Below are 26,540 nucleotides of genomic sequence, written 5' to 3' on the forward strand. Positions count from 1 at the left end.
TATGGAAACCAAGGCAAACTATGTGCTGATCGGGGCCTTTACCATCGCCGGCTTCCTGGGGTTGCTGCTGTTTCTGATGTGGTTCGCCAAGCTGGAACTGGACCGCCGCTATGCCTATTACGACATCTATTTCCCCGAAGTCTCGGGGCTCGGGGTGTCCTCGGGGGTGACCTTCGCCGGCCTGTCGGTGGGCAAGGTGGTGGACATGCAGCTGTCGTCGGGACCGAATGGCGCGGTGCGGGTGCGGGTGGAACTGGCCGAGGACACGCCGGTGCGCACCGATTCGAGGGCCTCGATCGAAATCCAGGGCGTGACCGGCGTGGCCAATGTCGCCATCACCGCCGGCAGTCCCGGTGCGCCGCTGCTGCGCCAGGCCCAGGCCGACGGCGTGCCGGTGATCGCGGCCAACCGTTCGGCGCTGCAGACCCTGTCCGACCAGGGCCCCGAGATGATCTCGCGCCTGAATACCGTGGCCGAACAGATGACGGAACTGCTGGGGGCGGAAAACCAGACGCGGGTGCGCAACATCCTGGGCAATGTCGAACGCTCCAGCGCCAATCTGGACAAGGCGCTGGCGGATGTGACCAAGGCCACCGATTCGATCGCCGCCGCCGCCGCCGACATCTCGGCCTTTGGCACCAAGCTGGACAGCCTGGGCGCGGCGGCCGAGGTGACGCTGGGCCATGCCGATACGGCGCTGACCAAATTCACCGACACCGCCGGCAAGGCCGATGCCACGCTGCAGGCCGGGACCGAGGCGCTGGCCGGGCTGCGTGATTATGTCGCCAGCGATCTCAAGGGGCTGACGCAGCGGCTGGACCAGACCGCCGCCAGCCTGCAGGCCGATCTGACCCGGCTGACCGACCGCGCCGATACCAGCCTAGACAGCCTGGATCAGGCGTTGGCCATCGGCACCCGCACCCTGGCGGCCGCCGAACGCACCTTTGACGGCGCCGATCGGGTCATCAACAGCAATGTCGAACCCGTGGTCGCCGATCTGCGGGTGACGCTGGGCAAGGCCAACCAGGCCATCGATCGCGTCGTCGCCGACCTGCCGCAAATCACCGGCCGCCTGCGCGAAGCCGCCGACAGCGCCAACGCCGCCTTTGCCAGCCTGCGCGGCATGCTGGACAGCGCCCGCGGCCCGGTGCAGGCTTTCACGCGCGAGGGCTTGCCGCAATTCACCCGCATGGCCAGCGACCTGCGCGGGTTGGTGGCCAATGTCAACCAGCTGGTGTCGGCGCTGCGCCGCAACCCGTCGCAAATCCTGTCGGGGCCGAAAACCCCTGAGTTCCGCCGCTAGGGAGTCCGCCATGCGCCTGACCGTGACCGCCGCCGTTCTTGCCGCCCTGACCCTGACCCTGCCCGGTTGCGCCGCGCTGAAGGCGCTCGAGGGCGAGCCCGAACGCGACGTGTTCGAGCTGCGCCCGCCCTCGGACACGCCCCGGACCTGCGGCCGGGGCCGGCTGGCCGAACTGGTGATCGAGCCGCCCAAGGCTCGCGGCACGCTGGACACCGACCGCATCATGATCCGCCCCAACGCGCTTCAGACGCAATATCTGCCCGATGCCCGCTGGGGCGATACCGTGCCGGTCACGCTGCAGACGCTGCTGGTCCGCGCCTTCGGGGTCTATGACAGTTTTACCCATGTCGGCCGCGCGCCGCTGGGCACGGCGGGCGATTACGCGCTGATTTCGGAAATCCAGGACTTCAACGCCGAGGTGGCAGGCAAGGGCGCGGTGGTCAAGTTGACGGTCGATGCGCAGATGGTGCGGGAAATGGACGCCAAGGTGGTGGCGCGCGGCCGCTTTGCCGCCACCGCCCCGGCGCAAACCACCCGGACCGCGGATCTGGTGCCGGCCTTCGACGCGGCCGGCCAGCAACTGGTCGGACAGATGACCGATTGGGGGTTGCGGGCGCTGGGGGTAAACCCGGCCCGCTGCCGCTAGACGCCGGCGGTCCCGACTGCACCGGATCGGACATGCTGAACCGCTATGGCAAGCTTGCCTCCTGGGTCTATGACCTCGACAAACCCGTCGGCACCTCGTTCGGCGATGTGGAATTCTATCGCAACCGGCTGGCCGATTGCGATGGCCCGGTGCTGGAGCCGGCGGTCGGCAATGGCCGCATCCTGATCCCGCTGGCGCAGGCGGGGCTGGAGGTCGAGGGGTTCGACACCTCGGCCGAGATGCTGGCGCTCTGTGCGGCCGAATGTGCCCGGCGGGGGCTGCGGGCCGGGCTCAGCCGCCAGGGTTTTGCCGATTTCGGCTATGACCGGCGGTTTGCGGCCATCATCCTGCCGGCGGGATCGTTCCAGCTGATCGGCGACACCGCCACCGCCATCGCAGTGCTGCGCCGCTTCCACGACCACCTGGCACCCGGCGGGCGGCTGATCGTCGATCTGGACCCGATCGGCGACATCATCCAGGGCGGGTCATCGCAGCGCAGCTGGCAGACCGAGGCGGGCGACCTGCTGGTGCTGGCCGAGCAGCGTGTCGAAACCCGGTATATCGACCAGACCACCCTGTCGCATCTGCGCTATGAACACTGGCGCGACGGCAGGCTGCTGGCGAGCGAGCTTGAACTGTTCGGGCTGCGCTGGTGGGGGGTGGCGGAATTTGCCATGGCCCTGCGCGCCGCCGGCTTTGCCACGCCCGAGATTTCGGGCAATCACCAGCCCGGCCGCCCCCCGCGCGAAGGCGACGCCGTCATCAGCTTCGAGGCGCGCCGGGCGCGGGATTGAACGCCCGCGGCCCGAAATCGGGCCGGATCAGGCGTTGAACAGGAAATGCAGCACGTCGCCGTCCTGCACCTGATAGGACTTGCCCTCGACCCGGAACTTGCCGGCCTCGCGCGCGCCGGCCTCGCCCTTGTAGGTGATGTAATCTTCGTAGGAAATCGTCTCGGCGCGGATGAAGCCGCGTTCGAAATCGCCATGGATGACGCCGGCGGCCTGCGGCGCCAGCGTGCCCTTGTGGATGGTCCAGGCGCGGGCTTCCTTGGGACCGACGGTGAAATAGGTCTCCAGCCCCAGCAGCCGGTAAGCTTCGCGGATGAGCCGGTCCAGGCCCGGCTCGTGCAGGCCCATTTCCTCAAGGAACATCGCGGCCTCGTCCGCGGGAAGCTGGCTGATCTCTTCCTCGATCCGGGCCGAGATCACCACATGGCCCGCGCCCTGCGCGCGCGCCATCTCGGCCACGCGCTGGGACTGGGCATTGCCGGTGGCGGCCTTGTCCTCTTCGACATTGCAGACGAACAGCACCGGCTTGGCGGTCAGCAGCTGCAGCATCGCCCAGGCCTTCCGGTCATCGTCATCGACCTTGACCGTGCGGGCCGGCTGACCCGATTCCAGCGCCGCCTGCGCCGCCTTCAGCAGCCGTTCCTGGGCAACCGCCTCCTTGTCGCCGCCCTTCAGCTTGCGCTGGATATTGGCGAGCCGGCGTTCGATCGATTCCAGATCGGCGATCATCAGCTCGGTCTCGATGGTCTCGGCATCGGCGATGGGATCGACGCGGCCTTCGACATGGGTGACGTCGCCATCCTCGAAACAGCGCAGCACATGGGCGATGGCGTCAACCTCGCGGATATTGGCCAGGAACTGGTTGCCCAGCCCCTCGCCCTTGCTGGCGCCCTTGACCAGTCCGGCGATGTCCACAAAGGTGATGCGGGTGGGGATGATCTGCCGGCTGCCGGCGATTTCGGCCAGCCTGTCCAGCCGGCTGTCGGGCACCGCCACCTCGCCCACATTGGGTTCGATGGTGCAAAAAGGGAAATTGGCGGCCTGTGCGGCGGCGGTTTTCGTCAGCGCGTTGAACAGCGTCGACTTGCCGACATTCGGCAGCCCGACGATCCCCATCCGAAAACCCATGATGCACCCCTTGTTGCAGATTTGCGCGCCTTTTATGGGCGGCTGACGCGCGAGTCCAGTGGCGGGGCGTTGATCTTGGCCCGCACGCGGGCTAGGGCTGGGCGGTTATCACGGGGGACGCGGCACGGATGAGCAGAATCGACGACACTTTCGCACGGCTGGCCCAGACCGGCGACAAGGCCTTCGTCGCCTACATGATGGGCTGCGACCCGGATTTCGACACCTCGCTGCAGATCATGCGCGGCCTGCCGCAGGCCGGGGTGGACATCATCGAACTGGGCATGCCCTTCACCGACCCGATGGCCGATGGTGCCACCATCCAGGCCGCGGGCCAGCGCGCGCTGGCCGCCGGCGGCAGCGTCAGCCGCGTGTTCGAGATGGTGCGCGCCTTTCGCGAACAGGATGATCGCACCCCCATCGTTCTGATGGGCTATTACAACCCGATCTATGCCCGCGACGGCGGCGTCGCACGTTTCATCGCCGAGGCGGTGGCGGCCGGGGTGGACGGGCTGATCGTGGTCGACCTGCCCCCGGAGGAGGACGCCGAGCTGTGCCTGCCGGCGCGGGCGGCGGGGCTGAACTTCATCCGTCTGGCCACGCCGACGACCGATGACCGCCGGCTGCCGGCTGTGGTGCGCAACACCTCGGGCTTTGTCTATTACGTCAGCGTCACCGGCATCACCGGTGGCCCGGCCGCCGATGCCGCCGAGGTCGCCCCCGAGGTGGCGCGCATCCGCGCCGCGGCCAATCTGCCGGTGGTGGTGGGCTTCGGCATCTCGACCCCCGAGGCGGCGCGCAACGTGGCGGCGGTCGCCGACGGCTGCGTGGTGGGCAGCGCCATCGTCAAGCTGATCGGCGAAGGCCGCCCGGTGGACGAGATCCATCGCTTCGTTGCCGATCTGGCGCGGGGCGCCCATCAGGGCTGAAGGCCGCGCCAGCCCCCTCGGCCAAGGCCGCGTTCGCGCTCGGCTAACGCCGTTTCCGTCCCCGCCGCGCTGTCCTGCGCCGCCCGGGGTGCTATGATGCGGACAGGACAGGCGCCTGCGGGATTGCCGCGGGTCCAGCAGGGGCTATCGCATGACCACCGGCATCCATCATGTCACCGGCATCACCCGCCGCGTTCAGGCCAATGTCGATTTCTACGCCGGCTTTCTGGGGCTGCGGCTGGTCAAGCGCAGCGCCGGTCTTGCCGATGGCGAACAGCTGCACCTGTTCTATGGCGACGCCCTGGGATCGCCCGGCTCGATCGTCACCTTTCTGGTGTGGCAGGACGGCGCCCCAGGTCGGGTCGGCCATGGCCAGGTGGCGGAAATCGCGCTGGCGGTGCCGCCCGCGAGCCTTGGCAACTGGCTGACCCGCGCCATGACCGCCGGCATCCCGGCCGAGCCGCCGCAGCGCGAACTGGGCGAAACCGTGCTGCGGCTGAAGGATCCCGACGGCATCATCGTCAAGCTGGTCGCCGTCGATCTGCCCGCCACCGCCCCGCTGCCCGACCCGATCGCGCCCACGCGGCTGCGCGCCGTCACCATCCTCAGCGAACGGCCGCAGGCCAGCGCCGATTTCATCGCCCGCTTCGGCTATCGGCCCGGCCCGGCCGAAGGGACGCTGCGGCGGCAGCTGTCGGACAGCGACGCGGTGGACATCCGCGATGCCACCGGCTTCTTTCCCGGCATCCCCGGCACCGGCATCCTAGATCACGTCGCCTTTCGCGCCGCCGATGCGGCCGAACTGGCGCGGATGCGGCAGGCCCTGGCCGATCAGGACGCAACGCCGGTGCATGACCGCAGGTATTTCCAGTCGATCTATGTGCGCGAGCCGGCCGGCACGCTGCTGGAACATGCCACCGACGCGCCCGGATTTGCCGTGGACGAAGCCCCCGAGCACCTCGGCCAGGCCCTGTTCGTGCCCGCCCATGACGCCGCCCGCGCCGAGGATCTGCGCGTGATGCTGCCCCAGTTCGCCCTGCCCGGCCAGGAAAGGATTCCCATGCGCGAGCTTGCCTTCATTCACCGCTTTCATCGCCCGCAGGATGGCGATGGCCGCACCCTGGTCTTGCTGCACGGCACCGGCGGCAACGAGGCCGACCTGATGCCGCTGGCGGCACGGATGGCGCCGCGCACCACCCTGCTGGGCCTGCGCGGCCGCTCGACCGAGGAAGGCGTCAACCGCTGGTTCCGCCGCCTGGACCCCATGACCTACGACCAGGCCGACATCCGCGCCGAGGCCGAGGCCTTGGCCGGATTTGTCGCCGATGCCAGCCGCGCCTATGGGCTGGACCCGGCGGCGCTGACCTGGCTGGGCTATTCCAATGGCGCCAACCTGCTGGGGGCGGCGCTGCAACTGCACCCCGGGCTGATCCGCAGCGCGCTGCTGCTGCGGCCGGTACAGGCGCTCGAGGATCCGCCGCCGCTGGCCGCGGATGCGCTGCGGGGCAGCCGAGTGCTGATGCTGTCGGGCGCCCGCGATCCCTATGCGGTGCAGGCCCCGGCGCTGGAACGGGCCCTGCGCGCCGGCGGCGCCGATCTGACCGCCGCCACCCTGGACGCGGGCCATGAACTGGCCGCCGCCGATCTGGACCGGGGCCGCGCCTGGCTGGCGCAGGACCAGCGCCCGACGCGGCCCAGCGGGCCATGACAGGCAAGGGGGCGGTCCTGCGGCCGCCCCCCCCTGTGCGTCCGGTGCGGCCTTGGACCTAATCCAAGGGGCGCAGACCCGCCTCGATCTGGGCGCGGCGCGGCTCCAGGAACGGCGGCAGCGACAGGGTTTCGCCCAGCTGCGCCAGGGGCTCGTCCACGGTGAAACCCGGATCGTCGCTGGCGATCTCGAACAGGTTGCCGCCCGGTTCGCGGAAATACAGCGAGCGGAAATAATACCGCTCGACCTCGCCCGAGTTGGGCAGGCCCAGTTGCCGCAGATGCGTGGCCCAGCCGCGCAGGGCCGCCTTGTCGGGGACGCGGAAGGCGACGTGATGCACGCCGCCCGCACCCTGACGCGCCACCGGCAGTTGCGGCTGCACCGCGACATGCAGTTCCGCCGCCGGCCCGCCGGCGCCCATTTCAAAGACATGCACCACCCCATGGCCGTCCGGGCTGGCATAGTCGCGGACCAGGCGCAGACCCATGGCCTGTTCCAGCATCGCCTGCGTCGGCGCCAGTTCGGGCACAGAAATCGTGATCGGCCCCAGGCCGTGGATCTGATGGCGGGCCGGGACCGGGCTTTGGTCCCAAGGGTTGGCGGCGTTGTCGGCCGGATCCTCGATCAGGCGAAAGCGCTGGCCTTCGGGATCCTCGAAATCCAGGCTCTGGCGGCCGTCCAGGGTGGTTATCCGGCCCTGGCTCAAGCCGGCATCGGCAAGGCGTCCGGCCCAATAGTCGAAACTGTCGGCGGCGATGCGCAGCCCGGTGCGGCTGATCGAGCGCGTGCCCCGGCTTTCGCGCGCCACCGGCCAGTCAAAGAAGGTCAGGTCGGTCCCGGGCGAGGCCAGCCCGTCGGCATAGAACAGGTGATAGGCGCTGATATCGTCCTGGTTGACGGTTTTCTTGACCAGCCGCAGCCCCAGGGTGCCGGTATAGAACTGCTTGTTCTGCGGCGCCTGGGCGGTGATGGCGGTCAGGTGGTGAATTCCGGTCAGCGGCTGCATGGCGGTCTCCTGTGGCTTTGGTGACGATATCGGCCCCGCGCGGCGTTTGCGCCAGCGCCCGTTGCGTGAACATGGCGTTCGGTGCTTGCGAACGGTCGCGCGCAGGCTAGGCTTGGGCCATGCGCTATCAGCTGGACGATCTGGAAACCTTTCTGACGGTGATGGAACTGGGCACCATCACCGCCGCCGCCGCCCGGCTGAACCTGTCGAAATCGGTGGTCAGCAAGCGCATCGCCGATCTGGAAACCGCGCTGGGGGCGGCGCTGTTTCGACGCAACGCCGGCCGCATCACCCCGACCGAGGCGGCGCTGCACCTGGCCGAGCGTTTGCGCCCGGCGCTGAACGAACTGGCCGCCGCGACCGAGGGCGCCGCCTGGCAGATGGACGGGCTGGCGCCGCTGCGCGGCCGGCTGTCGATTTCGGCCCCCATGAGCTTCGGCCTGCTGCATCTGGGCCCGATCATCGCCAGTTTCGCCGCACAGAACCCGCAGCTGGAAATCCTTGTCGATTACGATGACCGCAGCCGCGACCTCGTCCGCGACGGTTTCGACATCGCCCTGCGCATCGGCGATATCCGCGACCGGGCGCTGATGCAACGCAAGCTGTGCCAGGATGAAAGCATCGCCTGCGCCAGCCCCGAATATCTGCGCCAGCACGGCCAGCCGCGCAGCCTGGCCGATCTGCGCCAGCATCAGGTCATCGCCTACAGCCATGTCCCGAACAGCCTGCTGTGGCAGTTTCGCGACCGCGACCGTTTCGTGTCGCCCCCGGTCAGTGGCAGATTGACCCTGAACAATGGCGAGGCGATCCGCTGCATGGCGGTGGCCGGACTGGGGTTGGCGATGCTGCCGGGCTTTATCGCCGCGCCGGCCCTGGCGCGGGGCGAGCTGCTGCGCATCCTGCCCGATCATCCCACGCGGCCCATGCCCATCGTGGCGCTGTGGCCGCCGGTCAACCCGATGCCGGCCAAGCTGCGCCGCTTTGTCGATCATCTGGCGGCGGCGCTGAAGCAGCCGCCCTGGCAATCGGCCCCTCAAAAGCCGTCGTGACAGGGCGCGGCCTTGAACCTTGGGGGCTGGCCTCTACGTGCCCAGGCAGGGGCTTATCCGCGCCACCCACAGCCCGGCGACCGGCCCGGGGTCCAGATGCGCCAGCGCATCGGTGCAGATCACCGCATCCAGCGGCCCCAGTTCCAGCCGCCGACCCGCCAGATGCGCCACCACCGGCCGGGTGGCCAGCATCAGCGTCACCGCGCCGGCCCGTTCCCCCGCCGGTGGCAGCCCGTGGTCGGCGCGCAGCAGCACATGGGAAAAAACACCCCGCCGCGTCATCACGTTCAGGTCGCTGACCGGCCCCGCCAGCAGACGTGCCGAACTGGGAATATCGGCGGCAAAGGTCAGCGCCGGCCCGTCCATCACCACGCGCTGCGGCGGCAGGTCTGGAAGCTGCATTTCCAGCCCGGCGCCGCTCAGCACCGCCAGGCTGCGATCGATGCCCGGAAACAGCGAAAAGGCGCCATCCTCGGTCACGCCGGCCATGCTGACGCGCCAGTCGAAATCGTCCAGCCCGGCGCCGGGCGGACCGACCGCTACCTCGAGCGTTTCGCCGCGGCCGTTCTTCCACGGCATGCGGCGGTGATCGACGGCGCGCAGGATGCGCAGGGTCATGGGGCGGCCTCCTCGGGCGGGGCCCAGCGATAGCCGACGCCGGGCTCGGTCAGGATCAGTTCGGGGCGGGCGGGGTCGCGTTCAAGTTTCTGGCGCAGCTGGCCGATGAACACCCGCAGATAGGGCACGTCATCGACATGCGCCGGCCCCCAGACCAGTTGCAGCAGGCGATGATGGGTCATCACCCGGCCCGCATTGCCGACCAGCGCCGCCAGCAGGTCGAATTCCTTGGGCGTCAGCCGCAGCGCCACGCCATCGCGGCTGACCTGATGCCCGGCAAGGTCGATCACCAGCCCGCCATGACGCAGCACTTGCGCCGTCACCCCACGGCGCGGGCGCAGGCTGACGCGCAACCGGGCCAGCAACTCGCCGATGCCGAAGGGCTTGGCCACGAAATCGTCCGCCCCCATGTCCAGCGCCATGATCCGTTCCATTTCCTGGTCATGCGCCGACAGCACGATCACCGGCAGGTCCGAGCGCAGGCGCAGCCGCTCGATCACCTCCTTGCCGTTGATGTCGGGCAGGCCCAGGTCCAGAATCATCAGGTCGGGCTGGCGCGCCTGGGCCTGGGCCAGCGCCTCGGCCCCCGTCGCGGCCATGCAGATGTCATAGCCGGCGGCGACCAGCGCATGACCCAGGAAACGCTGGATCTGCGGTTCGTCATCGACGATCAGGATCAGCTGGCGGGCGCGCATCAGCCCGTCCCCGTCGAGGCTGCGGCACGTGCCTGCGCCGGCGGCGCGACGGGCAGCGGCAGGTGCAGCTCGACCAGCCCGCCGCCGGCGCTGCTGCGCGCCGCGCGTATCCGTCCGCCCAGAGCCCGCGCCATGCCCTTGCAGATCGGCAGGCCCAGCCCGGTTCCGGGTGGCGCCCCGGCCATATCGGCGGCATTGATCCATTCCGCCAGCCGCGGCGGCAGGCCGGGGCCGGCGTCCTGCACCGCCAGCACCAGTTCGTCGCCATCGGCGCGACCGGAAAGGCGGATGGGATCCTGGCCGTATTTGGCGGCATTTTCCAGCAGGTTGAACAACGCCTGCTCCAGCAAGCCGGCTTCGGCGCGGATCATCGGCAGGCCCGCCGCCTCGGCCTGGATGCGCAGGCGCGGCCAGGTCCGGCGCGCGCGTGTCACCGCCGCCTGGGCCACGTCGCCAGCATCGACCCAGGCCAGTTGCGCGGCGATGCCGGTTTGCAGCCGGGTCAGCTGCAACAGCTTTTCGACATAACGCGCCAGACGCTGGGCATCCTCCTCGATGGCGGCCAGCAGATCGACTTGCGAGGCCGGCGGCAGCGTTTCGCCCAGTTCGCGCAGCGTGGTCACCGCGCCCAGGATGGTGGCCAGCGGCGTGCGCAGGTCATGCGACAACGAGGCCAGCAGCGCCGCCCGGGTTTCCTCGGCCGCGGCGCGGCGGCGCTCGGCCTCGGCCTCTTCGGCCAGCGTCAGACGGGCCAGCGCCTGTTCGGTCTGGCCCAGCACAAGCTGGATCGCCTGTTCGCGCCATTCGCGGTCGCGCCGGTCGGGCGACAGGCGGGCATGGCCCAGCACCAGCCGGTTCTGTCCCGCCTCGCCCAGCGGATAGAAACTCAGGCGCGAGCCGCTCCAGCCCTGGGCAGCGGCGATTTCGGGGCGGCCGCGGCGCAGGGCAATGTCGGCGGCATCAAGATCGCGCGGATCGGGCACGAAATCCGTCGGCAGCGCTGACAGCGCCTGCAACCCCTCGGCGCCGGGGGCAAGCGCGATCACCGGCCCGGCCACCAGCCGGTGCAGGTGGTGCAGCGCCACCGCGGTCACCTGATCGGCCGCGCGGACGCCGGCCAGGTCGGTGCTGACCCGCGACAGCACCTCAAGCGCGGCGGCTCGACCTTGCGCGGCATCGACCTGTTCGCGCAGCCGCCCGGCCAGAAGCCCGGTCAGGCTGGCGGTCAGCAGGAACACCGCCACCGTGACCACATCATGGGGCTGCTCGATATGCAGGGTGAAATGCGGCTCGACGAACAGGAAATTGAAGGCCGCGATCGCGCCCAGAGCGCTGGCCAGACCTACCCAGAAGCCAAAGGCCGCGGCGCTGATGAGCACGCTGGCCAGAAACAGCAGGATCGAGACGTTTTCGGGCAGCCAGTCGTGCAGAACCCGCGCCGCCCAGGTGACCGAGGCCAAGAGCAGCCCGGCCCCGACCAGCCCGGCCAGGCTGGGGGCGGTGCTCCAGCGGCGGGGCGGCAAGGGGGGTGGCGGGTTCTGATCCGGGCTCATGCGGCGATCTGGCGCGATGGCGGCGGCCTTGTCCATGGTCTTTACGAAATCCTTACGCCGGGGGCGCAGTTCCCTGTCGATCCCTTATGCCGACAGGGCGCATCCTGCCTGCCTGCGCCGGCGGGTCCGGCAAAAGGGAATCACATGGCAAGTCTGGAAACCGAACTGCACACAATTCCGCCACGCCGGGCCGGGCTGGCGCAGCTTTCGCTGGCCGCGATCGGGGTGGTCTATGGCGACATCGGCACCTCGCCGCTTTATGCCTTTCGCGAGGCGATGCATGCCGCCGGCGCCAGCCACGGCCAGGTGCTGCGCGCCGATGTGCTGGGGGTGCTGTCGCTGATCGTCTGGGCGCTGGTGCTGATCGTGACGGTGAAATACGTGCTGATCCTGATGCGCGCCGACAACGAGGGCGAAGGCGGCACGCTGTCGCTGCTGGCGCTGGCCCAGCGCGCCCTGGGCCGGCCGAACCGCGCCATCCTGGTGCTGGGCATGCTGGGGGCGGCGCTGTTTTACGGCGATGCCGCCATCACCCCGGCGATTTCGGTGCTGTCCGCGGTCGAGGGGCTGAAGCTGGTGACCCATCAGGTCGAACCCTTCATCCAGCCCATCGCCATCGCCATCATCGTCGGCCTGTTCCTGGTCCAGCAGCGCGGCACCCAGGCGGTGGCGCGGTTCTTCGGGCCCATCACGCTGCTGTGGTTTCTGGTCATGGCCGCGGCGGGAACGCATTGGATGCTGCGCGACCCCGAGGTTCTGGCGGCGCTGAACCCGCTCTACGCGCTGCATTTCATGCTGCAGAACGGCCGGTTGGGGCTGATGGTGCTGGGGGCGGTCTTTCTGGCGGTGACCGGGGCCGAGGCGCTTTATGCCGACATGGGCCATTTCGGCCGCCGCCCGATCCAGGTCGCCTGGCTGTTCGTGGCCTTTCCGGCGCTGCTGCTGACCTATTTCGGTCAGGGGGCGCTGGTGCTGTCCAACCCCTCGGCCATGGCCAACCCGTTTTACCTGATGTTTCCGTCCTGGGCGCTGCTGCCGGTGGTGATCCTGGCCACGCTGGCGACGATCATCGCCAGCCAGGCGGTGATCACCGGCGCCTATTCGCTGACCCGGCAGGCGGTGCAGCTGCGCATGTTCCCGCGCATGAAGATCCGCCACACCTCGGACGAACATCAGGGCCAGATCTACATGCCCGGGGTCAACCGCTGGCTGATGGTGGCGGTGCTGGCGCTGGTGGTAATCTTCGGCTCGTCCTCGCGGCTGGCCTCGGCCTATGGCATCGCGGTGACCGGCACCATGGTCATCACCGCCACGCTGGCCATGGTGGTGGCGCATAGGCACTGGCGGCTGCCGCTGTGGCTGTCGGTGGCGATGATGCTGCCGTTCCTGGCGCTGGACCTGACCTTTCTGGGCGCCAACCTGATGAAGATCCACGACGGCGGCTATGTGCCGCTGGGCCTGGCGGCGCTGGTGCTGATCGTCATGGCCAGCTGGATGCGCGGCAGCGCCGTGGTCACCGCCAAGGACCGCGAACTGGAACTGCCGCTGGACGTGCTGCTGGCGCAGCTGGCGCGATCCGACAGCATCGCCACCGTGCCGGGGACGGCGGTGTTCCTGACCTCGACCCCCGACCTGGCGCCCTCGGCGCTGCTGCACAGTCTCAAGCATTTCAAGTCGCTGCACGAACAGAACGTGATCCTGACCATCACCACCGCCGAGGTGCCGCGCCTGCCCGACAGCCAGCGGGTGAGGATCGAGGACATCAACGACCGCTTCCGCCGGGTCGAACTGTGCTATGGCTATGCCGAGGAACCCGACGTGCCGCAGGCGCTGCTGCTGTGCCGGCGCCAGGGCTGGAAATTCGACATCATGGCGACATCCTTCATCCTGTCGCGGCGGCGCATCCGAATCGCTGCCCGCAGCCGGGTGCCGGCCTGGCAGGGCAAGCTGTTCATCGCGCTGTCGCGCAATGCCGCCGGCGCCTCGGATTATTTCCGCATCCCCGCCGGCCGCGTGGTCGAGATCGGGGCGCAGATGAACATCTAGCCCCCCTCGCGCTGGCGCCGGCGCGCCCAGGCGGCAACCACCGGCGCCAGCACGATCACCAGGATCATGCGCAACAGGTGATGGCATACGACATAGGCCAGATCGGCGCCGGCAATGATGGCGATCACCACCATTTCCGCCTGCCCGCCGGGCACAAAGGCCAGAAACGCCTCGAGCCCCGGCGCCAGACCCAGGGCCACGATGACCTCGATCATCACCAGACTCAGCCCGGCCAGCGCCAGCGCATGGACTGCTCCGGCAGCGACATGGCGACGCAGTTCGCGCAGGGTTATGCCTGCGTATTTCACCCCCACCGCGATGCCGATGAAAAGCTGCGCGGCCTGGATCATCGCCGCCGGGGGGCGCTGCGTGATCAGACCGGCCAGCGACAGCGCGGCGGTCAGGATCATCGGCCCCAGGATCGAGGCGCCGAACATGCCCATGCGCTGCGCGCCCAGCCAGCCCAGGATCCCCGCGCCGATCATCAGCAGGATTTCCCCCAGCCCAACCGCCGCCAGCGGCGCGCCGGGCGCCTGCGACAGATCGACCGCCCAGCCCGCGTGCAGGATCAGTGGCGCGGCGGTGACGATGACCAGCACCCGGGTGGCATGGATCAGCGACAGCGCCCTTATGTCGCCTCCGGCCTCTTCGCCGAACACCAGCATGTCCTGCAGCCCGCCGGGCATGGCGCCATACCAGGCCGTGGCCGGATCGAAACCGAAGCCGCGGCGCAGCAGCGGATAACCGACCAGCGCGATCGCCGCCACAAAGACGGGCACCAGGGCCAGAGACATGGCCATGCCGGGCATTTGCGCCAGCACCTGCGGCGTGATTGCCGCTCCGACAGCCACGCCCAGAAAGCTGCGCATGGCGGTGCCCAGACGCCCCGCCCCGGTCAGCGGCAGCCCCACAAGCGCCGCCAGCAGACAGGCCAGCATCGGCCCCAGCAGCAGCGGCAGCGGCAGGCCAAGCGCGACGAAGCCGGTCGCGCCCAGCGCGGCCACGCCAAATGTCAGCACCCTGCGCCCGAACAGTCCCATCTCGCGCCCCATACCCGCTGCCTGCCATGGCCGTGCCGGCCTGTCCATGGTGCGGCTGACAATCCTTGTCGTCTGCGCCATAACGACACCCTCGCCAGCACAGGAGATTCGCATGGCCCGCGCCATTCACAGCATGATTCGCGTTCTCGACGAAGCGCGCTCGGTCGGCTTCTATCGCGAAGCCTTCGGGCTAGAGGTGGCCGACCGGCTGGATTTTCCCGATTTCACCCTGGTCTATCTGGCCAATGCGGAAAACGATTTCGAACTGGAACTGACCATCAACAAGGGCCGCAGCCAGCCCTATGACCTGGGCGACGGTTATGGGCATCTGGCGCTGTCGGTCGACGATCTCGAGGCCGAGCATGCAAGGTTGACCGCTGCCGGGCTGGCGCCGCGCAAGATCGTCGATTTCGCCCCGGCCGGCGAGGTTGTCGCACGCTTCTTCTTCATCGCCGATCCGGACGGCTACCAGATCGAGGTTCTTCAGCGCGGCGGCCGCTACCGCTAGGCGGCCGGCGTCGGGCGAATCCGGGCTTGCATGTGCGGCGCTGCTGCGACATTGACCCCGGGTAACCCCCTTTGCCCGACAGGCGGATCGCGCATGAAATCCTTGACCATCGGCGGCCGGCTGCGGTGGCTGGCGCGGGCCCTTGGCCCGGCCATCGGGCGCGGCTCGGCGCAGGAGGCGTTGCGCGCCGCCCTGGGGGCGGTGGTCGGACTGGCGGTGGCGGGGCTGTTTCTGCTGTCGCCCTCGGCCGATCTGCGGCTGGGGCTGGCGATGATCGCCCCCTTCGGTGCCACCTCGGTCCTGGTATTCGCAGTGCCGAACAGCCCGCTGGCACAGCCCTGGTCGGCGGTGGTGGGCAATGGCGCGGCGGCGCTGGTCGGGCTGGGCGCCTGCCTTTGGGTGCCCGACCCGCTGTGGCGCATCGCGCTGGCCGTCGGGCTGTCGATCGCGGCGATGATCCCCCTGCGCGCCGTGCATCCGCCGGCGGGGGCGGTGGCGATGACGGCGGCGATGAACCCCGATGCCCTGCGCGAGATGGGCCTGCGCTTCGTGCTGACGCCGGTGCTGGCGGGCACGGTGGCGCTGGTGCTGATCGCCATGGCCTATGCGCGGCTGACCGGCCGGCGCTATCCGTTTCGCCAGTTCGACGAGCCCGGCCCGCATGGCACCGCCGATCACCCGGCGATCGAGCGGCTGGGCCTGTCGCGCGACGAGCTTTCCGACATCCTGCAACGCTATCGCCAATCGCTGAACCTGGGGGTCGAGGATCTGGCACGGCTGATCGGCGCGGCGGAATTGCAGGCGGCCACTCACCTGACCGGGCCGATGACCGCGGCCGACATGATGTCGCGCGACCTGATCACCGTCGCCCCCGACAGCCGCCTGTCCGAGGTCGCCGACCTGTTCCGGCACCACGGCTTCACGGCCCTGCCGGTGGTCGAAGGCGATGACCGCTATTGCGGCATCATTTTCCAGCTGCATCTGATCCGCCGCGCGCGCGAGGATGCGTTTCGTCATGACAGGCGGCTTCTTGCGGCGCTGGAACATCTGCTGGGCCGGAACGGGCCGGCAGTGCGTGCCGCCCAGGTGATGCAGACCGATGCGCCGCGCGCCGCCCCCGACACGCCCATCGCCGCCCTGCTGCCGCTGCTGGCCTCGGGCGATTGCGATGCCGTGCCGGTGCTGGAAGGTGATCGCATCGTCGGCATCGTCACCCAGACCGACCTGATTTCGGCGCTGGCGCGCCACAGCCTGCGCCGTGAACTGGTTGCCGAGGGATGACGGTCACGGCCTGCCGGCGCCAGCCGCATTGCAGAACCGCGAAGGGCGGGGCAATCTGGCGCGGTGCCACAACCTGCACGAGGAATCATGACCCCCACCCGGCTTGGTGCCGTGGCCATCGGCCGCAACGAAGGCGAACGGCTGAAGGCCTGCCTGCGCTCGCTGGTCGGGCACTGCGATCCCGTCGTCTATGTCGACAGCGGCTCGGCCGATGACAGCGTGGCCTTTGCCCGCGACCTTGGCGTGATCGTGGTCGAACTGGACAGCGCCATCCCCTTTACCGCCGCCCGCGCCCGCAACGCCGGGTTTCAGGCGCTGGAACAGGCCGGCAGCCCCGAGCTGGTGCAATTCGTCGATGGCGATTGCCGGGTCGAGCCGGAATGGTTGCAGGCCGGCATGGCGGCGCTGCACGACGATCCCCGGCTGGGCCTGGTCACCGGCTGGCGCGGGGAAATCCACCCCACCGCCACCGTCTACAACCAGATGTGCGAGGTGGACTGGCGCCGCCCCGCCGGGCCGATCACCGCCTGCGGCGGCGACATGATGGTGCGCGCCGCAGCCTTTCGCCAGATCGGCGGCTTCGACCCTGTCGTGATCGCGGCCGAGGATGACGAATTCTGCCTGCGACTGGCCCGCGCCGGCTGGCGCCTGCTGCGGCTGCCGGTGCAGATGACCTGGCACGACGCCGACATGACCCGCTTTGGCCAGTGGTGGCAGCGCACGATCCGCAACGGCCACGGCTTTGCCCAGGTCGGCGCCATGCACCCGCCCTATTTCCGGCGCGAACGGCTGCGGGTCTGGGTCTATGGGCTGGTGCTGCCGCTGCTGGGCCTTTTGGGGCTGCTTGTCAGCCGCTGGCTGCTGCTGGCGGTGCTGGCGGCCTATGCGCTGTCGTGGTGGAAAACCGCGCGCGGCCTGTCCGGGCGGCCAATGGCCTGGCGGCAGGCGGGACTGCTGACGCTGGCCAAGATCCCCAACCTGATCGGGATGCTGACATTTTATCGCCGCCGGTGGCTGGGGCGGGACATGCGTATTATCGAGTATAAATAGGAGTTTTCCATGACCAGCGACTTGCGCGTCGGCATCATCGGCGCCGGCTATATCGCGCCCTGGCACGCCGATGCCATCCGCGCCACCCCCGGCGCGCGGCTGGTCGCGGTCTGCGATCCCGCCCGCGACGCGGCCGAGGCGCTGGCCCACAGCCATGGCATCGCCGCCTTTGCCGATCTGGACCAGATGATCGCGGCCGGGGTCTGCGATGTGGTCCATATCCTGACGCCGCCGAACCTGCACCGCGATCTGGCGATCCGCTGCCTGAACGCCGGGCTGCATGTGCTGGTCGAAAAGCCGGTGGCGCTGTCGGTGGCCGAGCTGGACGAGATGGCCGCCGCCGCCCAGGCCGCCGGGCGCCAGCTGGGCGCCTGTCACAATTTCCTGGGCCTGCCCGCCTATGGCCGGCTGAAATCGGCGCTGCAGGCGGGGGATCTGGGGCTGGTGTCATCGGCCCAGATCAACTGGGCCTTGCCGCTGGTGCCGCTGCGCTCGGGGCCCTATGGGCTGTGGATGCTGCGCGAGACGCCGAACCTGCTGCTGGAACTGGGGGCGCATCCGTTCTCGCTGGCCACGGACCTGTTCGGCCCGCTCGAGATCGAGCACGTCAGCCTGGGCCAATGGGTGCCGCTGCCCGGGGGCGAGCAGCGCCCGCAAAGCTGGCGCATCCTGGCGCGCGCCGGCCGGGTCGATGTCAGCATCGCGCTGTCGCTGGTCGAAACCTTCGACGACCGCTCGGTGACGCTGCGCGGATCCTCGGGGCTGGCACGGCTGGATTACGGCGCCGATACGCTGGTGATCGCCCGCGACAACACCGCCGATCTGGTGCTGAACCCGCTGCTGAAGGAGCTGGGACGCGCCGGCGGCCATCTGCGCGAAGGGCTGCGCAACGCCGTCCGGCAGGCCGCGTCGCTGAACCAGAAAAGCCCCTATGGGCTCAGCTTTCGCGCCACGGTCGCGGCCTTTCATGCCGGGCTGCGCGAGGGCCGTCCGGACCCGCGCCTGGCGCCGCCGGCCGCGCGCATGGTCATGCAGGGCATCGAGGACAGCCTGGCGCGGCTGCCGGAACTGCCCGCCGTGCCGGCCCGGCCGGCGGGCCGGCCCGCGCCGCGGGTGCTGGTGATCGGCGGCACCGGCTTCATCGGCCGCAACCTGACCCGGCGCCTGGTCGAACAGGGCCATGACGTGCGCGTGGTCTCGCGCGGGCGGCAAGGGCCGTTTCCCGATCTGGCCGACCGGGTGGACACGGTGGGCGTCTCGATGCGGGACGAGGACGGGCTGGTCGCCGCCATGCAGGGGATGGATTGCGTCATCAACCTGGCGAAATCGACCGACAAGAACTGGCAGGCGGCGCTGGAAAACGACGTCGCCACCACCGAGCGCATCGGCCGCGCCGCGATCCGCGCCGGCATCGGTCGGCTGATCCACACCGGCACCATCGCCTCATACGACATGTCGGACCCCGGCCGGAGCATCACCGAGGCCACCGATTTCGGCGCGATGGAACAGCGCAACATCTATGCCCGCGCCAAGGCCGAGGGCGAGCGCCGGCTGCTGGCCTTGCAGGCGCAGGGCTTGCGGCTGGTGATCGCGCGCCCGGGCATCGTGCTGGGCGACGGCGGGCCGTTGCAGCATTGGGGCATCGGCCGCTGGCATGGCGCGGGAGCGGTGCGGCTGTGGGGCAGCGGGCGCAACATCCTGCCCTTCGTGCTGGCCGATGACGTCTCGGACGGGATCATCGCCATGATGGACAGCCCGCGCGCCCTGGGCGAAAGCTTCAACCTGGTCGGCGAGCCGCTGTTTTCGGGACGCGACTATTTCGCCGCCATCCACCGCCGCACCGGCGCCCGGCTGAGGGTCAGCGGCTCGAACCTGACCGCATTGTGGGCGGCGGATGTGCTGAAGCAAGGTTTGAAGCGATACGCGCTGCGCCGGCGCGACGCGGCGCCGGCATCATTGTCCGACTGGAAGTCGCGCGGACATCTGTCGCCCTTCGATAACCGCAAGCCCAAGGAGCTGCTGGGCTGGCGCCCCGAGGCCGATCCCGACGCCTTCTGGCGCCGGGCCATCGATCAGGCGCATCTGTTCTGGTGATCAGAGCCAGCCTTCCAGCATCAGAAAGCCCGGCAGCCAGCCGGTCAGGATGCCACAGAACAGCGTGAACCAGGCCGTCGGCCGCAGGATCGGCCGGCCCAGCGCCAGAAGCAGGAAATACAGAAACCACAGCACCGCCCAGGCCGCCCAGTTCAGCGCCATCCAGTAATCGGCAAGGCTTGTCGCGGTGGCCAACGCCCGCAGCGTCACCGGCACCGCGGTCACGGCGACGAACAGGCTGAACCAGCCCAGCCCGCGGCCATCGACGCCGCTCAGCCGATTATGCGCCACCCACAGATAGGTGGTGGCGAACAAAAGCCCCAGCGCGCCATTGCGGATGCTGGCGGCATCGGCCCCGGCGCCAAAGACATCGTGCAGCACCACCGCCCCCGACACCAGCGCCGTGACCAGGTTGATGACCACGATTTCCCGGTCGCTGATACGACCCATCAGCCACAGCCCGTTCAGAAACAGCACCGCGCCCACGTAAAACAGCACCAATCCCGTCAGCATCCTGCACCCTACCAGCCAAAGCGACCCATCCGGCCGCCAGAAGCGGCGAAACCGCGCCAAGGTCAATGCCGCGATTTTCAACGGACGGGCAATTCAGAATGTGCCGGCGCAAGGGGGCTGGCACGGGTGGGTCGCGATCAGGGCGCGCGCACCCCGGTCAGGGCGTTGGCGCGCACCACCTCCCAGACGATCTCCTGCATCCGCCGCGCCAGTTCCGGCGAAGGCGCCTGCGCCGGGCTGCCGTCGGCATGATGCAGCTGCGCCGGCAACCCGACGGGCGAGCGGCCGTAAAGCACGGCGTAATGGGTCAGCGCCACCAGATACAGACCCAGATCGCCGGGATGGATCGGGTCCAGCGCACCTTCGGCGTCGCGGCCGAACAGCTGTTCGCGCCGGGTCAGTTCGGCGATGCCCTTGGCTTCGGCCTCGGCCACGACCGCGGCCATGACCTGCCCCGCCGGAATCAGCCAGACCGGCCGGCCCGCCGCCCGCGCCGCCGGCCACAGCAGATCGGGCTTCCACTGGGTTTCCAGGTCCAGCGGCAGGCGGGACAGCCATTCGGGCTGATCGTCCAGCGCGTGCCAGGTTTCATACAGGAATATCTGACCGTCGGGGTTGCCTGCTGCCGCCCGCGCCGCCCATTGCGCAACCGCCTTGCGGCTGTCCTTGTAGGCGATGGCATCCTTCAGCCGCACCATTTCGGTCATCACGAAGGCGTCGTAGTCGCCGCTGTCCAGCGCCTGCCCGGCGTCGCGGTAGCGGGGCGTGGCGTTTTCGGCCTGAAAGCCGTTGATCGCCTCGGGGCCCTGCCAATGTTCGCTCAGCGCCGTGCCCCAGCCCAGTTGCAGCGCGTAATCATGCCCGGCCCCGGCCAGTTCCGCCAGCATCGCCGGCATGTCGCGCCCGACCAGGCTGTGGCCCAGGTGATAGACCCGCAGCGGCCCCTGGGGCAGCGGCCGAGGCGCGGCGTAAAGCGCCTGGACATCGGCGCCGTCATCGCGACCGCCGCCGCCCGCCCCGCGCCCCAGCACCAGCCACAGCGCCGCCAGCGCCAGCGCGACCAGAACCCCCGCCACCAGATACCGCACCGAACCCTCCGTCTCTGCCTGCCCTTGGGGTATAGCAGCCCCCCGCCGCGCGCGCAGCAAAAAGGCCGCCCCGCAAGGGACGGCCCCTTACGATAAATGATGAAGCCGCCGAAGACCCTTTCGGCGGCTTTTCCAATTTCTTGGGCCCTCCTATCTGGCTTGTAGAGCAACGGGAAATACTGATGAGCAACAAGCCTGACGGACGCAAGAAGCTGAAAAGAACCGACTGGAACGCCATCGTGGCCGCCGTAATCTTTACCATCATCGCGCTTGCTGTCATGGCAACCGCGGGGCTGTGGGCCGGAGGCTGGGGAGTATCCTTTGGTTCTTCACCTTCATTTTGCTGACCGCGAGCCGTAACATCGGCACTGCGATCGGGAAGGCAGTGTAACGCTCTGCCAACCAAGACTAAAGCAAATCCCGTTCAGAGATGCGCCCGCGTGCCAGCCCCAGGCGCATCGTGGGCGTTTTCTTGTCGGCAGCCCGGCGCGCAGCAGTTGTGGTAAAAACGGTAGATCTCGGCGATCTTCGTGATCAGCTCGGGCTTGTGGAGGTAGTGCCTGTCCCAAGTGTGTCCGACCGAGCCGGACAAGATAGAGGGCCGGGACGCAAAGCGGATATTGCTCCGGAAGCAATGAAAGTAGGAGTCGACGCTGCGCAGCGTAGTCCTCGTCCGAGAGGGTGCGGATCAGGCCCAGGCTCCCCCCGGACATCTCCGCGCGCCTGACCTGGCCATCAGCGACGACCTGGTTGTGCTTGTCATTGGTCATCCCCTTGTCGAAGCTGACCACCGCGATGTCGCACACCGCTGCGCGAATCTCCGCTGCGAAGGCCTGTTGAAGGCCGCGATCATCGTCCATCACCAGAAAGATCGGACAATTGGCTGACGAGACCATCTCGCGGATCCGCAGGGCGTGCGCGTATTGCAGGATGTCGTAGCGAACAAGAACGCCTTGGTGGGGCAGCTGATAGAGGTCTGTTTCCTTGACCCGCTTCTGCTTCTGCAGGCGCGCAAGGTAGGCCTCGAATTCGGTCTTCGTCCAAACGCGTGCATGTGTGCGGAAAGCGACCGAGAGATGATCCTCGCTGGCGGCCACGGCCCGCGCCTCGGCATCGTCCATGCTCATCGAGGGATCGAACTGGAGGGCGGCTTCCATGATGAAGCCCAAGCGGGCATGTGCGGTGCAGAGATGCTGGACGGCCACGGACGTCCGCTTCCGCTTTGTGGGCCAGTTGATGATCAGGGTCTGGCTGTCGGTCGCGAAGCGCGATCCCGCCTCACAGAAATCGACCTTGGAGAAATCCTGCCGCTCGGCCGTGAAGGCGCGAAAACGGTCATGAAAGTAGGCGATCTTCGCGTAGAGATACCGATAGGAGATGTCCGCGATCTTGCCGATCTTTGACAGCGAGGTGTCGTTGCAGAGCATCTGGAAGATCAGCGGTTCTTGTCGGATCGCTTATGGCGGCGGGCGGGCTTGCCGATGAAAAAGGTCTTCGCGCACAGGCGGCTCTGCCAGCGCGGATCACGCTTCGCCGTCTTGCCGAAGCGACGATGGAAACCGGGATTCTTTTCCGGCTCCATCCCGTGCGCGAAGCACTTCTGATCCGGGCACGAGGGGGCAGCCGGATTGAACTCGTGAAGTCGCTTGAGCCGATGGTGTTCCTCGGCTATCGCCCTGTTGTTCTTGAGCCGCGAGGTTCTGCCGCAAGTCTGGCTCTGGAAGAAATCCTCGTGCTTCTTGCCGGCCACCACTCCGCGGATGGTTCCTTTCGGAGCGGGTGGAGCGCCCCGCTGGCGCTTGAAGGGATCAGGCGGGATGCCGAAAGTTGCGCAAAGCGGATTGCGGCAGAAGTTCAGACCTACCCCATCGCAGGGGAGAGACAACCGGCGCGCGAGCGGCTTGCCGGCTGTCGAAGATATTTTCGAGACCTGATTCACCTGACACCTCCATCGGACCTCAGTCAAGCGCAGTCAGGTAAAGAAAAGATTGGCCGCAGAGCGGCCAACCGAAGGGGTGTATCAACATTTACCGTAAGGGGCCGCCCCGCAAGGGACGGCCTCAGGATCGGGCAAAGAGGGCGCGGTGCTAGCCCAGCGCCTCGCCGTTGCGGCGGTTCCAGCGCAGCGACGACCAGAAGGAAATGCCGATCAGCGTGGCGCCGCCCAGGCCGGTGATGACCTCGGGGATATGCACCAGCGGCTGGACGAACATGATCACCGACAGCGCGATGATGGCATAGAAGGCGCCGTGTTCCAGATAGCGGTATTCCGACAGCGTGCCGCGTTCGACCAGCATGATGGTCATCGAACGCACATACATGGCACCGATGCCCAGGCCGATGGCGATGACGAACAGGTTGTGGGTCAGCGCAAAGGCCCCGATCACCCCGTCGAAGCTGAACGAGGCATCCAGCACCTCGAGATACAGGAACGCGCCCAGCCCGCCCTTGGCGCCGGCATGCAGGGCCTCTTGCGAACTGTCCAGCAGCCCGCCCAGCACCTCGACCAGCAGAAAGGTCAGCAGCCCCCAGATGGCCGAGCTGAAGAAGATCTGCGCATCGGCCCCGTCCAGAAAGCGCGAAAACACCAGCACCGTGACCAGGACGATGGCGACCTCGATGCCGCGGATGGTGGCATAGCGGGTCATGCGCTTTTCCAGCCACTTGACCCAATGCACGTCCTTTTCATGGTCGAAAAAGAAGCTCAGCCCGACCATCATCAGGAAGGTGCCGCCAAAGGCCGCGATGGGCAGATGCGCGTCATGCATGATGCGCGAATATTCGTCGGGCTGGCTGGCGGCCAGCACCATCGCCTGCCAGGGACCGATCTTGGCGGCGATCACCACGATCAGCAGCGGGAACACGATCCTCATGCCGAACACCGCGATCAGGATGCCCCAGGTCAGGAACCGGCGCTGCCATTTCGGGGTCATGTCCTTGAGCTTGTTGGCGTTGACGATGGCATTGTCGAAGGACAACGAGATTTCCAGCACCGCCAGCACCGCACAGATGAAGAACACCGACAGCGTGCCGCCGAGCGTGCCGGTGGTCTGCCAGCCCAGCACACCGCCCAGCATCAAACCCAGCACGGTCACGATGAAGGCCCAGGTGAAATATTTCATGGTCGGGCGACGCGCCCCGTCCACCACGCCACTCCCCGCCAGGGGGTTGCCATTTTGCGACATGTAAAGAAATTCCAGGCGGCTGGTCAAAGTTCGATGCCGACATCACGAACGTGCCGCCACGTTCGCCAGAGGGGCCCGGACATCAAGCTGTTCGCGTGTCGCCGCATGCCGGCGATCACGAATGCGCGAAACATGCCGATTCGGCGGTGATTTTTCAAGCCCCTTGTTGCGGTGCAAACCGGCCTGTGCGGATTTCAGCCCGCGTCCGTCGGAAGGGTGATGCGCGCCAGCAACCCCTGCCCGGCGGCGGCTTCGACCAGTTCGAGGCGCCCACCGAACAGGCGGGCGATTTCATCCACCACCGACAGGCCCAGACCCAGGCCCGGACGCGCCGGAACCGAATCACCGCTGGCGGCGCGGTTGAAGCGGCCGATCACGGCATGGCGCTGCGCAGCCGGGATGCCGGGGCCGTTATCCTCGACCTCCAAGAGCGCCTGCGCACCCGCGCGGCGCACGCGAATGGTGACCTCGACCGCCGGACCGGCATGGTTCAGCGCATTGGACAGCAGATTGGTCAGCGCCTCGCCCAGCAAGAGCGGCTCGGCCCGCACGAAAACCGGCTCGTCGCCCTCGAAGCCCAGGTCGATGCCGGCCTCGGCCGCCTGCGGGATATGATCGGCGGTAAGGTCGCGGGCCAGGGCGGTCAGGTCCAGGCGCTGCAATTCGCCGCCACCGCCGGCATCGACCCGCGCCAGCAGCAGCAATTGCGCCAGGATGCGTTCGGCATGGGCGACGCCGGCATCGCCCTTGCCGGCGGCGGCCTGCGCCTCGGGCAGGCTGGGGGCGCGGGCCGCCAGCGCCAGCTGCGTGCGCACCACCGCCAGCGGCGTGCGCAGCTGATGGGCGGCATTGCCGGTGAAATTCCGCATCGCCTCCAGCGCCGCGCCCAGCCGGTGCATGAAGCCGTTGACGGTAGCCACAAGCCCCGCGATCTCGGTCGGGACCGGGGTGGTGATCGGGCTGAGATCGCCCGGGCTGCGGGCGGCGATTTCCTCGCCCAGCCGATACAGCGGCCGCAACGACACCGACACCGCGATCCAGACGATCAGCGCGGCGCCGCCGATCATCAGCGCCAGCCGCAGCGCCGAGCGCATCAGGATGGCGCGGGTCAGCGCGTCGCGGGCATTGGTGGTTTCGGCGACGGTGACGACAAAGGGCACCTCGTCGATCCCGGTCGAGGCGGCGCGCGCAAGGCTGGCCACCCGCACCGGCGCGCCGCGGAACTGGCTGTCGGCAAAGGCGGGTTCCGCCCCCGGTCGCGCCGGCGCCACCGGCAGGTCGTCATAGCCGGTCACCAGCCGCCCCGGCGGGCCATCGACGCGATAGAACACCCGGTCCTGCGCCGCCGAACTGAGCATTTCCAGCGCGCCATAGGGGATGTCGATGGCGATCAACCCCTGATCGTCCAGCGAGGCGCGTTCGGCGATGACCAGGGCCGATCCGGCCAGCACCCGGTCGGCCAGGGCATTGGCCATGCGCTGCGCCTCGCGCCAGGTATCGATCAATGCCGCCGCCCCCAGCACCGCGGTGGCCAGCAGCAGCCAGGCCAGCAGCCGCCGGCGCAGGGAATGGCGGCGCAGGGACGGCCAGACGCTCACGGCGGCGCGGCCCGATCAAGGAAATAGCCGATGCCGCGCGCCGTGCGCACGGTCAGCCCGGCCGGGGCCAGCCGCTTGCGCAGGCGGCTGACATATTGTTCGATGGCATTGGCGCTGAGCTCGTCCTCGAGCGAGGTCAGCGATTGCACGATCGCCTCGCGCGCCACCACCTTGCCCGCGCGCATCACCAGCAGTTCCAGCAACCCGCGTTCGCGCGCCGGCAGGTCCAGCGGTTGCCCGGCCAGGAAAAAGCTGCGCGCCGTCTGGTCCAGCACCAGATCGCCGAAACTGACGGTCGAGTTGCGCAAGCCCGCCTGCCGGCGCAGCAGCGAACGGATCCGGGCCTCGAACTCGCCGATGTCGAAGGGCTTGATCAGATAGTCGTCGGCGCCCAGATCCAGCCCGCGCACCCGTTCCTCGGGTGCGCCGCGCGCGGTCAGGATCATGACCGCCGCCGGATTGCGCCGGGCGCGCATGGCGCGCAGCACCTCAAGCCCGTCCATCTGCGGCAGGTTCAGGTCCAGGATCACCAGATCAAAGCTTTCCGCCGCCGCCAGCGCCTCGGCCGAGGCGCCGTCATGGACCACGTCCAGCGCATAGCCCGCCTGCCGCAGCAGGCTGGCCAGCCCCTCGGCCAGCGACAGGTTGTCCTCGACCAGCAGGATGCGCATGATGTCCTCCCTTGCGGCGCAGGTTAGCCAGCGGCAGCGCTAT

The 26,540-nt window shown here is 68.6% G+C and carries 25 protein-coding genes; 12 read left to right on the plus strand and 13 right to left on the minus strand.

Annotation, left to right across the window (positions count from 1 at the left end):
- Position 1: 1 nt before the first annotated feature.
- Genes GB880_RS03750 through GB880_RS03760 form a run of 3 tightly spaced genes read left to right on the plus strand, consistent with a single transcriptional unit; the run spans position 2 to position 2,743 of the window.
- Positions 2 to 1,303, plus strand: coding sequence for an MlaD family protein (locus GB880_RS03750; protein WP_154494199.1), 1,302 nt, complete (start codon positions 2 to 4; stop codon positions 1,301 to 1,303).
- Positions 1,304 to 1,313: 10 nt separating this feature from the next.
- The gene (locus tag GB880_RS03755) at positions 1,314 to 1,949 is read left to right on the plus strand and encodes an ABC-type transport auxiliary lipoprotein family protein (RefSeq protein ID WP_154494200.1); all 636 of its coding nucleotides are present in this window, start codon (positions 1,314 to 1,316) and stop codon (positions 1,947 to 1,949) included.
- Between the two features lie 32 nt (positions 1,950 to 1,981).
- Positions 1,982 to 2,743: a class I SAM-dependent methyltransferase gene (locus GB880_RS03760; RefSeq protein WP_154494201.1), complete on the plus strand. Its 762-nt coding sequence runs from the start codon at positions 1,982 to 1,984 to the stop codon at positions 2,741 to 2,743.
- 27 nt (positions 2,744 to 2,770) lie between these two features.
- Here the strand turns inward: GB880_RS03760 and ychF are convergent, their stop codons facing one another.
- Positions 2,771 to 3,868 carry a redox-regulated ATPase YchF gene (gene ychF / locus GB880_RS03765; RefSeq protein WP_154494202.1) on the minus strand — a complete coding sequence of 366 codons (1,098 nt, stop codon included), beginning with the start codon at positions 3,866 to 3,868 and terminating at the stop codon, positions 2,771 to 2,773.
- A gap of 128 nt (positions 3,869 to 3,996) precedes the next feature.
- Between ychF and trpA the strand changes: the two genes are divergently transcribed.
- Positions 3,997 to 4,794: a tryptophan synthase subunit alpha gene (trpA, locus tag GB880_RS03770; protein ID WP_154494203.1), complete on the plus strand. Its 798-nt coding sequence runs from the start codon at positions 3,997 to 3,999 to the stop codon at positions 4,792 to 4,794.
- Positions 4,795 to 4,945: 151 nt separating this feature from the next.
- A complete protein-coding gene (locus GB880_RS03775) occupies positions 4,946 to 6,502 on the plus strand; it encodes a VOC family protein (RefSeq protein ID WP_263467301.1) in 1,557 nt (518 codons plus the stop codon).
- A 58-nt stretch (positions 6,503 to 6,560) separates the two neighbouring features.
- Here the strand turns inward: GB880_RS03775 and GB880_RS03780 are convergent, their stop codons facing one another.
- A complete protein-coding gene (locus tag GB880_RS03780) occupies positions 6,561 to 7,508 on the minus strand; it encodes a ring-cleaving dioxygenase (RefSeq protein ID WP_154494550.1) in 948 nt (315 codons plus the stop codon).
- A gap of 119 nt (positions 7,509 to 7,627) precedes the next feature.
- Here GB880_RS03780 and GB880_RS03785 point away from each other — a divergent pair, with 119 nt between their 5' ends.
- The gene (locus tag GB880_RS03785; RefSeq protein ID WP_154494549.1) at positions 7,628 to 8,557 is read left to right on the plus strand and encodes a LysR family transcriptional regulator; all 930 of its coding nucleotides are present in this window, start codon (positions 7,628 to 7,630) and stop codon (positions 8,555 to 8,557) included.
- 33 nt (positions 8,558 to 8,590) lie between these two features.
- Here the strand turns inward: GB880_RS03785 and GB880_RS03790 are convergent, their stop codons facing one another.
- From GB880_RS03790 to GB880_RS03800, 3 genes are read right to left on the minus strand one after another with little or no spacing between them, the layout of a single operon-like run.
- On the minus strand, positions 8,591 to 9,175 hold the full coding sequence (locus GB880_RS03790; protein WP_229774499.1) for a HutD/Ves family protein: 585 nt from the start codon (positions 9,173 to 9,175) through the stop codon (positions 8,591 to 8,593).
- A complete protein-coding gene (locus GB880_RS03795; RefSeq protein ID WP_154494548.1) occupies positions 9,172 to 9,870 on the minus strand; it encodes a response regulator in 699 nt (232 codons plus the stop codon). The genes GB880_RS03790 and GB880_RS03795 overlap by 4 nt, the downstream gene beginning before the upstream one ends.
- Complete coding sequence (locus GB880_RS03800) at positions 9,870 to 11,459, minus strand: DUF4118 domain-containing protein (protein ID WP_263467302.1); 1,590 nt, start codon at positions 11,457 to 11,459, stop codon at positions 9,870 to 9,872. The genes GB880_RS03795 and GB880_RS03800 overlap by 1 nt, the downstream gene beginning before the upstream one ends.
- A 108-nt stretch (positions 11,460 to 11,567) precedes the next feature.
- Between GB880_RS03800 and GB880_RS03805 the strand changes: the two genes are divergently transcribed.
- A complete protein-coding gene (locus tag GB880_RS03805) occupies positions 11,568 to 13,469 on the plus strand; it encodes a potassium transporter Kup (protein WP_154494464.1) in 1,902 nt (633 codons plus the stop codon).
- On the opposite strand, the gene GB880_RS03810 is transcribed toward GB880_RS03805, so the two are convergent.
- On the minus strand, positions 13,466 to 14,509 hold the full coding sequence (locus GB880_RS03810; protein WP_154494465.1) for an AbrB family transcriptional regulator: 1,044 nt from the start codon (positions 14,507 to 14,509) through the stop codon (positions 13,466 to 13,468). The two genes, GB880_RS03805 and GB880_RS03810, sit on opposite strands and share 4 nt — an antisense overlap.
- A 112-nt stretch (positions 14,510 to 14,621) precedes the next feature.
- Between GB880_RS03810 and GB880_RS03815 the strand changes: the two genes are divergently transcribed.
- The 4 genes from GB880_RS03815 to GB880_RS03830 all read left to right on the plus strand — a co-directional run bounded on the left by GB880_RS03815 (position 14,622) and on the right by GB880_RS03830 (position 19,442).
- The gene (locus tag GB880_RS03815; RefSeq protein ID WP_154494463.1) at positions 14,622 to 15,017 is read left to right on the plus strand and encodes a VOC family protein; all 396 of its coding nucleotides are present in this window, start codon (positions 14,622 to 14,624) and stop codon (positions 15,015 to 15,017) included.
- Positions 15,018 to 15,110: 93 nt separating this feature from the next.
- Positions 15,111 to 16,298: an HPP family protein gene (locus tag GB880_RS03820; protein WP_154550673.1), complete on the plus strand. Its 1,188-nt coding sequence runs from the start codon at positions 15,111 to 15,113 to the stop codon at positions 16,296 to 16,298.
- Positions 16,299 to 16,385: 87 nt separating this feature from the next.
- A complete protein-coding gene (locus GB880_RS03825) occupies positions 16,386 to 17,348 on the plus strand; it encodes a glycosyltransferase (protein WP_154494565.1) in 963 nt (320 codons plus the stop codon).
- A 9-nt stretch (positions 17,349 to 17,357) separates the two neighbouring features.
- Positions 17,358 to 19,442 carry an NAD-dependent epimerase/dehydratase family protein gene (locus GB880_RS03830; protein ID WP_263467303.1) on the plus strand — a complete coding sequence of 695 codons (2,085 nt, stop codon included), beginning with the start codon at positions 17,358 to 17,360 and terminating at the stop codon, positions 19,440 to 19,442.
- Here the strand turns inward: GB880_RS03830 and GB880_RS03835 are convergent, their stop codons facing one another.
- Together GB880_RS03835 and GB880_RS03840 are read right to left on the minus strand one after the other, a co-directional pair.
- Positions 19,443 to 19,955: an AmiS/UreI family transporter gene (locus GB880_RS03835; RefSeq protein ID WP_154493553.1), complete on the minus strand. Its 513-nt coding sequence runs from the start codon at positions 19,953 to 19,955 to the stop codon at positions 19,443 to 19,445.
- A 137-nt stretch (positions 19,956 to 20,092) separates the two neighbouring features.
- A complete protein-coding gene (locus GB880_RS03840) occupies positions 20,093 to 21,043 on the minus strand; it encodes a hypothetical protein (protein WP_263467304.1) in 951 nt (316 codons plus the stop codon).
- Positions 21,044 to 21,225: 182 nt separating this feature from the next.
- On the opposite strand from GB880_RS03840, the gene GB880_RS03845 reads away from it, so the two are divergent.
- Positions 21,226 to 21,390 carry a hypothetical protein gene (locus tag GB880_RS03845; RefSeq protein ID WP_154493552.1) on the plus strand — a complete coding sequence of 55 codons (165 nt, stop codon included), beginning with the start codon at positions 21,226 to 21,228 and terminating at the stop codon, positions 21,388 to 21,390.
- On the opposite strand, the gene GB880_RS03850 is transcribed toward GB880_RS03845, so the two are convergent.
- The 5 genes from GB880_RS03850 to GB880_RS03870 form a co-directional block, all read right to left on the minus strand.
- Positions 21,379 to 22,470: a hypothetical protein gene (locus GB880_RS03850; RefSeq protein ID WP_154493551.1), complete on the minus strand. Its 1,092-nt coding sequence runs from the start codon at positions 22,468 to 22,470 to the stop codon at positions 21,379 to 21,381. The two genes, GB880_RS03845 and GB880_RS03850, sit on opposite strands and share 12 nt — an antisense overlap.
- A gap of 8 nt (positions 22,471 to 22,478) precedes the next feature.
- Positions 22,479 to 22,982, minus strand: a complete 504-nt coding sequence (locus GB880_RS03855) for a hypothetical protein (protein WP_154493550.1) — start codon at positions 22,980 to 22,982, stop codon at positions 22,479 to 22,481.
- 148 nt (positions 22,983 to 23,130) lie between these two features.
- Positions 23,131 to 24,228, minus strand: a complete 1,098-nt coding sequence (locus tag GB880_RS03860) for a DUF475 domain-containing protein (protein ID WP_154493549.1) — start codon at positions 24,226 to 24,228, stop codon at positions 23,131 to 23,133.
- 194 nt (positions 24,229 to 24,422) lie between these two features.
- On the minus strand, positions 24,423 to 25,826 hold the full coding sequence (locus tag GB880_RS03865) for a sensor histidine kinase (protein WP_263467305.1): 1,404 nt from the start codon (positions 25,824 to 25,826) through the stop codon (positions 24,423 to 24,425).
- The gene (locus GB880_RS03870) at positions 25,823 to 26,497 is read right to left on the minus strand and encodes a response regulator (RefSeq protein WP_154550668.1); all 675 of its coding nucleotides are present in this window, start codon (positions 26,495 to 26,497) and stop codon (positions 25,823 to 25,825) included. The genes GB880_RS03865 and GB880_RS03870 overlap by 4 nt, the downstream gene beginning before the upstream one ends.
- Positions 26,498 to 26,540: the final 43 nt, after the last annotated feature.

The sequence above is a fragment of the Paracoccus sp. SMMA_5_TC genome, assembly GCF_009696685.2.
GTDB lineage: Bacteria > Pseudomonadota > Alphaproteobacteria > Rhodobacterales > Rhodobacteraceae > Paracoccus.